The organism is Clostridium sp. CTA-19, assembly GCF_054767855.1.
The window spans coordinates 71,576-85,514 of the sequence record NZ_BAAABH010000017.1 but is presented as its reverse complement, the minus strand read 5'-3'; the positions used below and the strand labels follow the sequence as shown (position 1 = coordinate 85,514).

Sequence of the window (13,939 nt, the reverse complement as noted above, 5' to 3'; positions counted from 1 at the left end):
AGATTTTGAATATAAAAGGGTGGATATAGAAGAAGCTAAAAGAAAAGTTTTTAAGTTAATAGAGGATTTTAGAAATAGTGATTCTTATGAAAATCAATGTTATGTAATAGATGAAATTAATGAAATTAGAAATGAATTTATATCTATGAAAGTTATTTGTGAATTAAGAAAATGTTTAGGCGTAGATAACGAGTTTTATAGTAAAGAAATGGAGTATTATGCAGATGCTGAACCTATTATGGATGGATTAATTTGCGAATATTATAAGGCTTTAGATAGTTCGAAATTTAAAAAAATGATTAAGTGTAGATATGGGAATCAACTTTTTGATTTGGCAAGAATGAAGATGAAATGTGTTTGTGATGAAATAATAGAAGAATTACAAGAAGAAAATAAGATTATGGTTGATTATTTTGAGCTATTTAACAAATTAAAAAGTAGAAAAAAATTTGATGGAAAATTTATTGGAATATATGAGTTCAATGAATATATAAACTCTGATTTAAGAGAAATAAGAAAAAGTGGATATGAAGCTCAAACAGAAATATATATAGAAAATGAAAATGAGATACAAAATTTGTTTGATAAACTTGTAAAAGTAAGAAATAAAATGGCTTTAAAAATGGGATATGAAAATTTTATTGATATGGGATATGCACGTATGAAAAGAGTGGGTTATGATAAAAATATGGTATCTAACTTTAGAAAACAAATACTAGAGTATGTTGTTCCATTAAATAAGGAACTTGCAAAGCGTCAGGGAAAAAGAATTGGTGTAGATAAATTAAAATATTATGATGAGATTATACAATTTAAAAATGGAAATTCTCAATTAAATATAAAAGAAAAAGATATTATAAAAAAATTACAAAAGGTGTATGAAGAAATATCAGATGAAACGAGAAAGTTTTTTAAATATATACTTGAAAATAATCTTATTGACATTGAAAGACGAGAAAATAAGGAATCTTTTGCATTTTGTGAGTATATTTTTAGATATAAATCTCCATTCGTATTTTTAGTGTATAACGGAGTTACAGAGGATTTAAATTCAATTATTCATGAATTGGGACATGCATTTCAATTATATTTATGTAAAGATTATGATATACCAGAATATATAATTCCATCTGAAGATGTTGCAGAAATATGTTCTATGAGCATGGAATTTTTAATAGAACCATGGATAGAAGAATTTTTTGATAAAGATATGGAAAAATATAAGTTTTATCATATGGTTACTCAATTATATTTATTAACTTATATTGTTATAGTAGATGAATTTCAACATTTTGTATATGAAAAACCAGAGGCTACATATGAAGAACGTAATAAAATTTGGAGAAAGCTTGAGATGAAGTATATTCCATATAGAGATTATGGGGAAAATGATTTTTTAAATAAAGGTGGATACTGGCTAAGACAAGCTCATATTTTTGTAGATCCATTTTATTATATCGATTATGGATTGGCACAAATAGTAGCATTTAATTTTTGGTGCAAATCTAAATTAAATAGTAAAGAAGCTTGGAATGACTACATGAAAGTATGTGAAGCTGGTGGAAGTAAATCATTTTTAGAAATTATTAAATTAGGGAATCTAAAAAATCCCTTTGAAGAGGAAAGTATAAAATATATTATAAAATGTATAAGGGAATGGATACTTGATATAGAAGAAAAGTTAATATGATATATAAGGCGGTGAGTGTACATGACATATTTAAAAGAAATATTTAAATATGATTTAGAAGAAGGATATACCCTTGCAAGAGCAGAAAATCAAGTGTTTTCTAAATATTATGGAATTTATTATATAAATAATTCATTTGAAAAAAGTTATGATAATGTTTGTTCAATTATTGATAAAGATGATAATTGTTTTTGGATAATAAAGGATGATAAAAAAGTTGGTGGGGTTATTATTGAACCTAATTCTATAGAAGGGTTATTTTTAATTCCACCCTGTTTAGATGAAGGTATCATACTAAAAAAGCTTAAAAAAGTTTTAGTTGAGTGGTCAGATATATCTAAACCTATTGAAGCTTCTGTAGTTAATCTACATCAAATTGAATCTTATGAAAGTATAGGATTTGTAAGAGTTGAGAGTGGACGTTGGATGATACGACCAACGGAAGTCTTTGATATTACTTGGGAAAATGATTTTTATGTTTGTTCACCTAATAAAGAAAATGAATTGGAAATGGGAAAAGTTTTATATGAAGCATTTGAAAATAATGAAGGATTAAATTTTAATTATAGTTTAGAGGAGTATACTTCATGGGTTAAAGAGTATTTTGATGATAATTTAGGAAAAGGTATTTTAAATAAAGCATCAACACTTGTATATGATAAACATACTAAAGATTTAGTAGGGCTTTGTTATATATCTATTTGGAAAGAGTGGCCATTAATTTCTCAAATTGCTGTGAAACCAGGTTACTCAGGTAGAGGAATTGGTACTAATATGATAAAGAAGGCACTTACTGTGTTAAATGAAGAATATTCAGCTATTAGATTGTATGTAGATATAGGGAATAAGGCAGAAGATTTATACTATAAGCTAGGTTTTTTAAAGGGAAGCGAATTAATTAATATGCAGCTTATATAAGTGATAAAAATAAGTTGAAGTAGTAAATTTGAAATACTGTTTATTTATAATATTATATTGAAGATTATTAAAAACACAAAAACAATATAAACACCGAGTACATAATGATAAAATGTTACTTTTTACATTATTACTTGGTGTTTTAAATTTAATTGTGAATTATACCATTTTACCTATTCTTTTATTCCAAATAAAGAGAGACGTTCCTAAACAACACAAAGTAATGAGTAAAACAATATATATATTATTAAAATTATAGGAGCCTGCCAAAATATAGTATCCAATTTCAGTTGTTTTAAAAAATATATCAAACATTGGTTTAAATAAATATATTGAGGTAAGTATAAAAGTAATACTTCCTAAAAATGTTAAAATAGGTTTTTTTACTACAGTACTTATTAATGAAGTTATACCAAGTAATGATAAATGTATTAAAAATATTATTAAATAATATTTTAAGTTGTATATTATAGAACCGCCTATTCCTACAGAGGAATTTAAAATAAAATATTTTGTGGATTTAACCTTGGGCATAAACATATATCCAATTAAAGTCTTTGTTAAATAAACACATAATAAAGTTAATGCATAAGTACTTGCTATAGCTATCCACTTAGATACTAATAGTTTCCACTTTTTTATTGGTCTTAATACTATCATTTTATAAGCGCCTGTATCAAGTTCTAAACTTAAACATTCTGAAAAATATAATGGCAATATAATGAATATTAAAATAACATTAAAATCTAGTAATTGCATAACTGCATAATTAAGATTATCAAGGGGAAGTTCTACTCCTCTTTTTAAAATTACTGTACTGTTTTTCCAATGAACTTGAAGTAACATAAAATTAAAAATTTGAAATAGGATTGAAATCCCAAACAATATTTTAGTACTTTTTCTTTGAAAAATTCTTTCATACTCAGCTAAAATTAATCCTCTCATATAACTTTTCATCCTTTCTATTCTAAATAATCTTCACTTATGAATGATAAATATGATAAAATTTGAAAAATTAAAATAATTATTATCATACTAATTAGAAAAATATTTGTAATTCCAGCAGCAAAACTTGCAGCTCCATTAAATTGAGTATAAATTGTTGATATAGACATATAGCTATCTATATTTGTTTCATTACAAAAACTAAGTATAACTGCCATATAAATAATATTTATAAATAATACACCTATACTGGCTCCTAATGCATTTGTTATTGTTTTGCACTTTATAGAAAAAAATTGAACCATACTTCCAAATGCTATCAATGTTAAATATGCTAAAAAATAATATTTAATAGTATATAAAGCTACACTACTAAAACTATATAATCCTTCTTTTAAGAATAATGCCGTCTCACTAACTTTAGGCAAAAAAATATTAGCTATAATAATAGCGATAAAAAAGTGAACTATAAGCATTAAAAATATATTTAAAGCTAATACTAAAACTTTAGCTATATACAGCTTTTTTATAGAAATTGCTCTTGAAAAAGCTAACCTTAAATTTCCTTTTCTATATTCTTCATTAAAACTCAATATGAAAAAAATTATTATAATTAGATTAAAGGCAGTTAATAACATTTCCTGAAGACTTGATATATGAAAATTCATATTAGAACTAAATATTACTTCTGTAAAATTTGCATTAATATTAGTTTCTAATGCAAATTTTAATGATATTAATACAACTATTGGTATACTAATAAAGCAGAGTATATTAATCCTTTTCAACCAAAATTTTTCGAGTTCATAAATAAAAATATTTTTAAACATTAAATTCACCTCATAGCTTTTTAACAGATTTAGCGCATCGATTCCATAAAAACATCTTCTAATGTTCTAGTATCTCCTATAGAATCTAATAGTGCATTTGATTTGCCACTCCACTTTATATCTCCATCTTTTATAAGCACATATTTATTACATATTTTTTGAAGCTCATCTAAATGGTGACTTGATATTAAAAAAGTAATTCCCTTTTCATTTCTAAGTTTTAATATTAAATTTCTTAGTTCTTTCATACCTAAAGGATCAAGTCCATTAGTTGGCTCATCTAGTATTACTATTGATGGATTATTAAGTAATGTTTGAGCAAGTCCTAGTCTTTGCTTCATTCCCAAAGAGTACGTTTTTACTTTATCATCGCCTCTATCATCATCTTTAGTTTTAAGCCCTACAATTTCTAATACCTCTTCTACTTTTTCAAGTTGCTCTTTTCTAGTCATACCATAATTAAGTCTAGCTAAGTTTTGAAGGTTTTTTCGTCCTGACATATAATCAAAAAATACTGGAATTTCTAAAACAGCACCTATTCCAAATAAAGCTTTTTCTCTATCTTTAGTTACATCCACACCATTTACAAATATTTTTCCTGTATCGGGACTAATTAATCCTGTTATCATTTTCATTAGTGTGGTTTTACCAGCACCATTAGGCCCTATAAAGCCACAAATATCTGAACTTAAAATTTCAAATGAAGCATTTTTAATTACTCTTCTTTTTCTAAAAGTTTTACTTACATTTTTAATTTCAATTTTTTTATTATCCATTTATTTCAACTCCCTATGTTAATATATTTTCACGCCTATATTTAGTTTGTTTTAACTAAATATAGGAAGAATCTATTATTATATAAACAGATGAAAATAAACTTTTTATAAACTTTAACATGTGAAATAAAATAATAAATCAAATTTGTAAAATATATTTCAAATCTATCATTTAATTAAATACAACTAAATAAGTTAAGAGTTTATACTTGCAATAAACATAGTAAAGATATACCATTATGTATATATTTGGAATAAAAGTAGACTAATTTAGATAAGTTACACTTAGAAATTTTATATATTAAAGTTTTTTATGTTTAATGTTAAAAGGTATAGAATAAGAGGTGATTATTGTTAATGAATAAAAAGATACTCATTATAGATGATAACGAAGAAATTATTTCTTTTATAAAACCTGCGTTAGAATTTGAAGGTTTTGAAGTTGATTTTGCTATAAGAGGATATGAAGCTTTAGAAAAAATAAGGGAAGATTTAGATATAATTTTACTTGATGTAATGCTTCCAGATTTAAATGGGTTTGATATTTGCAAACAAATTAGAAAAAATGTTAATTGTCCTATTATTTTTTTAACTGCTAGAGGACTTGAAGAAGAACGAGTTAAAGGTTTTTTAGTTGGTGGTGATGATTATATAGTAAAACCTTTTTCTTTAAAAGAACTTATTTTAAGAATAAATGTTCATTTTAAAAGAACCTGCAAAAATTTAATAAAAAAAGAAAGAACTAAATTAGATTTTGATAATATATCAGTTAACTTAATATCAAAGTCTGTTAAACAAAATGAAAATATAATAGATTTTGCTAAAAAAGAATATGAAATTATTGAACTTTTATGCACTCATCCGGGACAAGTATTTTCTAAAGAACAAATATTTGAAATTATATGGGGATATGACAGTGAAAGTGATCTTAACACTGTAACTGAACATATAAAAAGAATAAGAGGTAAATTTAAATTAAATAATATATCTAAAAATTATATAAAGACTGTATGGGGGATAGGATACAAATGGGAGTCTTCAAATACATAAATAAAAAACTAAAGATAAAAACCCAATTTATATTGTTCTTTATTTTTACTACTATAGTATCAATTATTATTTCTAGTATTGTCATTTGTTCAGTGTTATTTATAAGTTATAATAAAAAATTGGCATGTTCAAATGAAATGTATGCAACAAGAAATATAGATAAGATTTTTGATGAGAATTTTAAAATGGAAATAGATAAACAGACAAAGGAAAAAAATTTTAATTATTGGGTACTGTTAAAAAATAAGGATGTTTTATATTCTTCAAATTCTAGTGAGCTGCCTGAAGAAATTTCTATTAAATCTAACAGATATTCTGTAAAAAAGTATAATAAGATTGATAAAAAAACTTATATGATTGTTTTTACTCCATTAATTTTTAATAACGAATTAAAAGGTGGTTTTGTCCAAAAATATATAAGTAATCCTATTGTAGAAACTACTGTTATTGACAACTTTATTCAAAAAATAGGTTGTGAACTTTTTTTTAGTTTATTTTCTATTATTGCAATATTTTTAATTAATATTATAGTCACAGTTAGTTTCTCATTATTGTTTTCATTTGGTTTTGAGAAGAGCTTTAGAAAATTAATTATAATGAGTGATGAAATTAAAAATGGACGCCTAGATTTTACAACAGACTTGTCTTATGAAAATGAAATAGGTGATGTTTTATTAGCTTTTGAGGAAATGAGATTGGCTTTAGAGGATTCGCTAAAAACACAATGGTTAATGACACAACAAAGAAAAGATATGATTTTAGCTCTTACTCACGATATAAAAACTCCAATAACTATTATACATGGGCATTTGGAATTACTTTCAGGTAACTATAATAATATATCAGAAAAAGAAAAAGAGTCATATATTAAAATTTTACTAAACAATGCTGATATAGTAAGAGTACTAATAAATCAGTTAAATGAAGTATGGGATTTAGAAAGACCAAACTTATCTTTGAATATGCAAAATGTGAACGTAGAAGAGTTTATTTCATGTATTAAAGAAAACATTTCTTATCTTTGTGATGAAAAAAAAGTAAATTTTGTAATTTCCCATTCATTCAAAGGTACAGACAGTTGCTTTTTTGATGCCTTTAGAATAGAAGAAACTCTTTCAAATATTATATCAAATGCGCTAAAACATACAAAAGAAAATGATGAAATATTGCTTGAAAGTTTTTTAAAAGATAATTCACTCTTATTTAGAGTTTCAGATACTGGTAAAGGTTTTACAAATGAAACAGATATTATTTTTAATAAATTTTATAAAGGCAATGAAGATATAGCCTATAAAAGTAGTTCTGGATTAGGACTTTATATATGCAAACTTATTGTTGAAAAACACAACGGTAAAATTCATGCATATAACAATGCTAATGGTGGTGCAACTGTAGAATTTTTACTACCATTAAAAAATTAGGTGAAATCACTATATAAGAAAACATGATATGTATATTTTCTAATGTAGTAATAAATTATAAATTAAAATGTCAAATAAAATAAGAATTTAAAATATAAATATAATTATTTTAAACTTAGCAAAATAATAAGGATGTTTAACAATTTATTAATAATTATACTGTAATAGGAATATAGAATCAAAGATATTTCATTAAAGAATATTGTAATATTAAAGAATGTTGTGATATTGAAGAATATTTAAAATAATACAATGAATTTTATTATGAAAGAATTGGAAGGTGAATTTTATATGAGTTTAAAAGAACTTAATCCAAAGAATAGATTTAATAATCGCGCAGAAAATTATGGGAAATATAGACCAACATATCCTAGAGAAATAATACAGTATTTAGAAGAAACTATCGGACTAAGTAAGGGGAGTATAATTGCAGATATAGGATCAGGCACAGGAATTCTAAGTAAAGTTTTTTTAGAGAATAAAAATAAAGTTTATGCCGTCGAACCTAATGAGAATATGAGATTAGTAGCTGAAAAATCCCTTGGAGAATACAATGATTTTCACTCTATTAATGGTGGTGCTGAGGATACAAATCTAAAGGAAAAATCAGTAGATGTCATTACTGTGGGACAAGCATTTCATTGGTTTGAAACCATGGAGACAAGAAAAGAATTTGAAAGAATATTAAAGCCGAATGGCTCAATTGTAATTTTATATAATATACCAAAAAAATCCGATGAATTTATGAGTGAATTTTTAAATTTTACAGAAAAATATGGGGAGAAATATATTAAAGAATCTATAAAAGATTCTAAAGTTGAATTTTTTAAGGATGAAATTATACACAAGAACAACTTAATAAATAGACAAGAAGTGGATTTTGAAGGGTTAAAGGGATTAATTTGTTCATATTCATATATGCCTAGTGAAGAGAATCCGAAATTTGAAAGCATGATGGTTGAATTAAAGGAATTATTTAATAAATATAGTGAAAATGACAAAGTAACTTTAGAATATAACACAGAAATTAGTTGGTGTAAATTAAATAAAATATAAGTATATAAGACATGGGAGAGCACAGGTTTATGGTTAAAGATATTTTAAACAATAATTGTGAAGCTGAGTGCATAGGATGTTCAATTTCTAATAAGGAAATGGAAATACCAGGTGGGATAATTTATGAAACAGAAAATTTTATCATTCAACAAGATTTAGAGGTGCCTATTGAAGGTTTTTTAGTTATAGTGAGTAAAAAACACATTAGATCTATAAGTGAATTGAGAATGAATGAAATGGTAGAGTTGTCAGAGCTTATATATAAGAGTAGAAGTATTCTAGAAAAAATAGACAGCCTTACAGATGTAACTATAATACAAGAAGAAAGGTCAAAGCATTTTCATGTATGGTTATTTCCAAGATACAAGTGGATAGATGAAAAGTTTGATAATTCATTGCCGGCAATTAGAGAAATAATGAAATATGCTAGAGAAAATTTAAAGACTGATACTCAGATTAATAGAGTATTAAATATAGCTAAAATGGTAAAAGATGAGTTTAATAAAATAATATATATTTAACTTAGGTTAGTTATTAAGTAGAGTTAACTAAGGATGTGATTTGGGTGAAAAAAGTAGATATTTTTAAGGATAAGTTTCCTAAATTAGATACAGAAAAATTTATTCTTAGAGAAATTAAATTTAATGACTATAAGGAGTTTTATGAAATTTATTCTAATGATGATGCTGTAAGATATCAACAAATGAAGCCAATGATGAGTTTAGAAGAAGCTAAGAAAGCAGCAAATTTTTTTAAATCTGCATATAAAAATAAGAAAATTATCCGCTGGGGAATTACTAATAAAGGTAATGATAATATTATAGGTTTTATAACATTACATAGCTTTGATAAAGTAAATTTTAAGGCTGATATAGGATATATGTTAAATAAGAATTATTGGGATAAGAAAATTATGAGTGAAGTTGGAAAAGTAGTTATTGATTATGGGTTTAATGAAATAGGATTGCATAGAATAGAATAGAAGCTAATATACATCCTAATAACATTGCATCTATAAACTTAAGTTTAAAACTTGGTTTTAGAAAAGAAGGAGTAAAGAAAGATTCTATATACAATATATGGACTGAAAAATTTGAAGATAGGGAAATTTATAGTATTATTAATGAAACAAATCATTAAAATAAAATTTAAAAGAGATGATGATTTATGAGAAGATTTATAAATATAAATGGAAGAAAAATTGAATGTTTTATTAAAGGTAATGGCAAAAAAACTATATTAATTATGCCAGGCATGGGAAGTGGGTTTCATCATTGGTTAGATATTATAAATGAAGTATCAAAAATTGCAACAGTTATTGTTGTTCACAGAGCAGGTGTTGGAAATAGCGAGCTTCATAGCAATAGGAGTAACACTAAAATAGCAGCTATGGATGCATATAGTATAATAAATGACTTAAGTATAGAGGGAAAAATTATATTAGTAGGACATTCATATGGTGGTGCATGTGTTCAGCATTTTGCAAGATTATATCCAGAAAAAGTAGAAAGTATGTTACTTGTTGAGTCAGCATCAATTTATGGTGGTAAGCAATTTGATAAATTAGAGCTTCCAGTGTCAAACAAAACAGGTTCAGATAAGGTATATTTAAATTTATGGACAAGGTACTCTAAATATACTAAAGACCAATTAAGAGATGAAATAAAACCAAAGTTGGCAGGTAAACAGCTTAATCTACCCAAGGATATTCAAAAGGAAATTTTAGAATTTGATATAAGACCACAAATATATGAAAATCAACTTTCAGAGCTTGTAGATATAAGAGAAAATATAATTAATATGAAAAATGATGGTGAGTTTCCTAATGTTTTTACAGTAATACTTAAAAGAGATAGTAATTATTCAATTAATGAAATGATTAAAGAAGGTATTCCTAAACTAGAAGCAGAGCAGATTGAAGCTTTATGGGGGAGTTTAGTAGATGGGCTAAAAAATTTATCTAATAAAAGTGAATTGAAAGTTATAGAAAATAGCAATCACTGCATAAATGAAACTAGACCAGATGTTATAATTACTGAAATAAAAAAATTAATAGAATGTAATTAAGATTTTAGTATATGGAAATATATATCTTTAAAAAAGAAAGTTGGCCACAAAGTAAATTTATAGCAGAAAAAATAGGGAAAAAAGAAGGATTTGATACATTAATTTGTTTAAATAAAAATTATAAATTTAGTGGTAGAGCCAAAAATGGTATATGGTGTTTAGGGATTATAGGTGATTATTTTAATTTGTTTAATTGTGTTACTTATGAGAATAAATATAATAGAAAAGCAATTATATGGGCGGAGGATTATGAATTTGCATTTAAGTTATTTTGCGAATTAAAAAATAATTTTGACGAACCTAAATTAGATTTGAATAAGTATAAATTTTTATGTCATTCTACAACTATTGAAAGCTTTATAGAAATATTAAAAGATAATAAAATTTTAAGTTATAATCAATTAATAAATAGAGGTAAAAAAATTAATACTGTGAGATTTCAGTTAAATGAACCAACGGACTTTTATGATTATATAGACTTTTGTAATTGTGAAAGTATAGCATCAGAAATCGTTGTTGCTTCAAGGCAGTTTGAAAAAATTAATGATAATATAAAATTAAGATATAAACCAGGTGTAAGAATGTATTTTGATTTTAAAAATTTGAGCAATATAAGGGATAAATGTTTTGATGGACTACACGATTTTAGAATATTTAAGGAGTTACACATAAATTATATAAAAGCAATAATATTTTCATCAAAAGAAGATGTAAACATTGTAAAATCAAAGGTTAAAATAGAACCCAATATTCAAGAAAAAATTTTATATTTAAATGATAAAAGATATTGGGAACCAGAAGAATTTGTAAATAAAGCTAATAATTTAGTTTATACACGGTATATTAACAGGGGGATTTAAGATGTTTTATGAAGCTGATAGTGATTTGAAAAAAGGTTTGTTTCATATGTTTGATGGCATGGATGATACTATGATTTTATCATGTTTACAAGGCCATATGGGAAAAGCATGGGTTGATGATATAAAAAATCCTAAAGTGGTACAAATTATAGTTGGAGTTTTTGTGTTCTTTGCAGGGGATGCAAGTTCTGATGTGGCAGAAGAAATGTTATATAACTTGCCTAAATATAGCTTAGTAATTGTAAAGAGTAACGAATGGAAAAAGCGCATAGAAGAGGTTCATAAGGGACGAGTAGAGAAAGTTAAAAGATATTCTTTTGAGAAAAGTAGCAAGTATTTAGAAGAAGAAAGGCTTAAAAAGTTTTTAAAAAAGATTCCCGATGGATATGAATTAAAAAAAATAGATTCATATTTAGCGTATTCTAAATCATTACAAGATCTTTCGCTGGATATAACAAGTCAGTATAGTTCTATAGAGGACTATATAAAAAAGGGAATAGGATATTGTATTTTACATCATGATAAAATAGTGTCAGTTGCATCTTCTTACAGTGTTTATGATGATGGTATAGAAATTGAAGTTGATACTCATCCTGATTATGTAAGAAGAGGGTTTGCTACAATAGTTTGTGCGTCATTGATTTTAGATTGTTTAAGTAGAAATAAATATCCTAGTTGGGATGCAGCAAATTTACCCTCAGTAGCATTGGCTAAAAAATTAGGATATATATTTAAAGAGGACTATGATACGTACTGTATCGATTTGAGACGTATATAAGTGACAGTTATTAAATTTCAAAATAATCCCTCCTTTATTATATGATTATAATGAAGGGGGGATTATTTTGGGAAAAATTGAAGATATGCAAAAAATTATTTTGGTTATGAGACAAGAACTTCAAGATTTAATTAATGAGAAATCTGACCTACTACATCCAGAAGTCATTGCAGCAAGCCAAAAACTTGATCAAGCTTTGAATAATTATAATGATATACTCAAAGAATTGAAAAAGTAAACAGCTGAAGGGGTTAAAATAAAACCCCTTCTTCGAGGCGTATTTCATAAATTTCTCAAAAATTATATTAAATTAAGTAAAAGTCATTAAATATTTAAATGATAATATATGTTTATAAAAGTTGTTTTAGAAATTTAATAACTGTCACCATAATAAGAAAAATAAAATTTGCGGATTTATTTTATACATTCATAAGAGTTAGGTGTTATAGATAAGAAAAGTGAATATAAAAGTTCAATGTGTCAAGTATCAAAATAAAAGCATAAAAATTAAGGAGTGTATTAAAGTGCCAACTCAGCCAAGAAAAAAAGAAAAATATGCAATATATCATATAATTATAAAAAGTGTTAAAGATAGATTGCTTTTTAAATCAGATGTAGATAAAGCAACTTTTATGATTAAGTTAAAAGAAAGCCAAACGAAATATCCATTTAAGTTATACGCATATTGTTTAATGGACAATCATGCTCATTTACTTATAGATTGTCAAGATCAAGATATTTCTGTAATAATGAAAAGTTTAAATTTAAGATATGTTAAGTTCTATAATAAGAAATATGAATTAGATTCACGTTTATGTAAAGGTAGGTTCAAAAGTGAAATAATAGACAATGATAGGTATTTATTGGCAGTATCCTTATATATTCATAGAAATGCAAAAGATTTACCAGGCTTTAGAGAATGTCCACAAGAATATTTATTTTCAAGTATGTCAACTTATTTAGGAGAAGAAGACCTTTTCGGGGTTTTGGATGAAGAAAGGATATTAGAATTTCTAGATAAAAATAAAAAGAAAGCAAGAAAGGAATATGCCAAATTATTTGAATATACTATGGAAGAACATGTAGATAATTTGAAAAAAGTAGATTTAAGAATTAAGAGTAAAAAAGAAAAATATATTAATGAAAAGGGGATATTAAAATCAGATTACAAAATAGAAGATGTAGTAAATTTTGTAGCTAAAAAAGAAAATATACAGTCTAATGAAATATTTATAAGAAATAGAAGTTACAATCAAAACGCTAGAGCTATGGTAACATTACTTGCAACAGCATTTTGTGGAAAAAAATGCAAGGATGTAGCTATGAATCTTGGGAGTTTAAGTGTTAGTAGGATATCTCAATTAGGAAATAGAGCTATAAAACTAGTTATAAATAATAGCCATTATAAAATGATTTTTGAAAATTTCATAGGATAGTTTGAAAATTAAAATTTAAAATATATATACAAAAAAATTAAAATTAAAACTTTCACAGAAAAAATAGGTTAAAAATTTAAGACTGATATTTTTTATTAAAAATTGTACAAGC

The 13,939-nt window shown here is 25.2% G+C and carries 15 protein-coding genes; 12 read left to right on the top strand and 3 right to left on the bottom strand.

Annotation, left to right across the window (positions count from 1 at the left end):
• Both ACYUE0_RS11095 and ACYUE0_RS11090 read left to right on the top strand, forming a co-directional pair.
• The coding region (locus ACYUE0_RS11095) for a M3 family oligoendopeptidase (RefSeq protein WP_460270578.1) at positions 1 to 1,690 on the top strand (1,690 nt) is incomplete at its 5' end.
• 21 nt (positions 1,691 to 1,711) lie between these two features.
• A complete protein-coding gene (locus ACYUE0_RS11090) occupies positions 1,712 to 2,608 on the top strand; it encodes a GNAT family N-acetyltransferase (RefSeq protein WP_460270577.1) in 897 nt (298 codons plus the stop codon).
• 159 nt (positions 2,609 to 2,767) lie between these two features.
• On the opposite strand, the gene ACYUE0_RS11085 is transcribed toward ACYUE0_RS11090, so the two are convergent.
• The 3 genes from ACYUE0_RS11085 to ACYUE0_RS11075 are packed head-to-tail and all read right to left on the bottom strand — an operon-like array spanning position 2,768 to position 5,159.
• Complete coding sequence (locus ACYUE0_RS11085; protein WP_460270576.1) at positions 2,768 to 3,553, bottom strand: hypothetical protein; 786 nt, start codon at positions 3,551 to 3,553, stop codon at positions 2,768 to 2,770.
• Positions 3,554 to 3,570: 17 nt separating this feature from the next.
• Positions 3,571 to 4,383, bottom strand: coding sequence for an ABC transporter permease (locus tag ACYUE0_RS11080; RefSeq protein ID WP_460270575.1), 813 nt, complete (start codon positions 4,381 to 4,383; stop codon positions 3,571 to 3,573).
• Positions 4,384 to 4,412: 29 nt separating this feature from the next.
• Positions 4,413 to 5,159, bottom strand: a complete 747-nt coding sequence (locus ACYUE0_RS11075) for an ABC transporter ATP-binding protein (protein ID WP_460270573.1) — start codon at positions 5,157 to 5,159, stop codon at positions 4,413 to 4,415.
• 357 nt (positions 5,160 to 5,516) lie between these two features.
• Between ACYUE0_RS11075 and ACYUE0_RS11070 the strand changes: the two genes are divergently transcribed.
• The 10 genes from ACYUE0_RS11070 (at position 5,517) to ACYUE0_RS11025 (ending at position 13,827) form a co-directional block, all read left to right on the top strand.
• Positions 5,517 to 6,209 carry a response regulator transcription factor gene (locus ACYUE0_RS11070; RefSeq protein ID WP_460270572.1) on the top strand — a complete coding sequence of 231 codons (693 nt, stop codon included), beginning with the start codon at positions 5,517 to 5,519 and terminating at the stop codon, positions 6,207 to 6,209.
• The gene (locus tag ACYUE0_RS11065) at positions 6,188 to 7,630 is read left to right on the top strand and encodes a HAMP domain-containing sensor histidine kinase (RefSeq protein WP_460270571.1); all 1,443 of its coding nucleotides are present in this window, start codon (positions 6,188 to 6,190) and stop codon (positions 7,628 to 7,630) included. Before ACYUE0_RS11070 ends, ACYUE0_RS11065 begins: the two co-directional genes overlap by 22 nt.
• Positions 7,631 to 7,921: 291 nt before the next feature.
• The gene (locus tag ACYUE0_RS11060) at positions 7,922 to 8,686 is read left to right on the top strand and encodes a class I SAM-dependent methyltransferase (protein ID WP_460270570.1); all 765 of its coding nucleotides are present in this window, start codon (positions 7,922 to 7,924) and stop codon (positions 8,684 to 8,686) included.
• A gap of 29 nt (positions 8,687 to 8,715) precedes the next feature.
• On the top strand, positions 8,716 to 9,207 hold the full coding sequence (locus tag ACYUE0_RS11055) for an HIT family protein (protein ID WP_460270569.1): 492 nt from the start codon (positions 8,716 to 8,718) through the stop codon (positions 9,205 to 9,207).
• Between the two features lie 44 nt (positions 9,208 to 9,251).
• Positions 9,252 to 9,668: a GNAT family N-acetyltransferase gene (locus tag ACYUE0_RS11050; RefSeq protein WP_460270568.1), complete on the top strand. Its 417-nt coding sequence runs from the start codon at positions 9,252 to 9,254 to the stop codon at positions 9,666 to 9,668.
• Between the two features lie 185 nt (positions 9,669 to 9,853).
• Positions 9,854 to 10,753 (top strand): alpha/beta fold hydrolase, encoded by a 900-nt coding sequence (locus ACYUE0_RS11045; protein WP_460270566.1) that lies wholly within the window; start codon positions 9,854 to 9,856, stop codon positions 10,751 to 10,753.
• Between the two features lie 11 nt (positions 10,754 to 10,764).
• Positions 10,765 to 11,613: a hypothetical protein gene (locus tag ACYUE0_RS11040; protein WP_460270565.1), complete on the top strand. Its 849-nt coding sequence runs from the start codon at positions 10,765 to 10,767 to the stop codon at positions 11,611 to 11,613.
• Position 11,614: 1 nt separating this feature from the next.
• Positions 11,615 to 12,391, top strand: a complete 777-nt coding sequence (locus ACYUE0_RS11035; protein WP_460270564.1) for a GNAT family N-acetyltransferase — start codon at positions 11,615 to 11,617, stop codon at positions 12,389 to 12,391.
• A 67-nt stretch (positions 12,392 to 12,458) separates the two neighbouring features.
• Entirely contained in the window at positions 12,459 to 12,629 is a 171-nt protein-coding gene (locus tag ACYUE0_RS11030) for an aspartyl-phosphate phosphatase Spo0E family protein (RefSeq protein WP_010299334.1), read from the top strand.
• A gap of 286 nt (positions 12,630 to 12,915) precedes the next feature.
• Positions 12,916 to 13,827, top strand: coding sequence for a transposase (locus tag ACYUE0_RS11025; protein ID WP_460270562.1), 912 nt, complete (start codon positions 12,916 to 12,918; stop codon positions 13,825 to 13,827).
• The last annotated feature ends 112 nt before the right edge of the window (positions 13,828 to 13,939 follow it).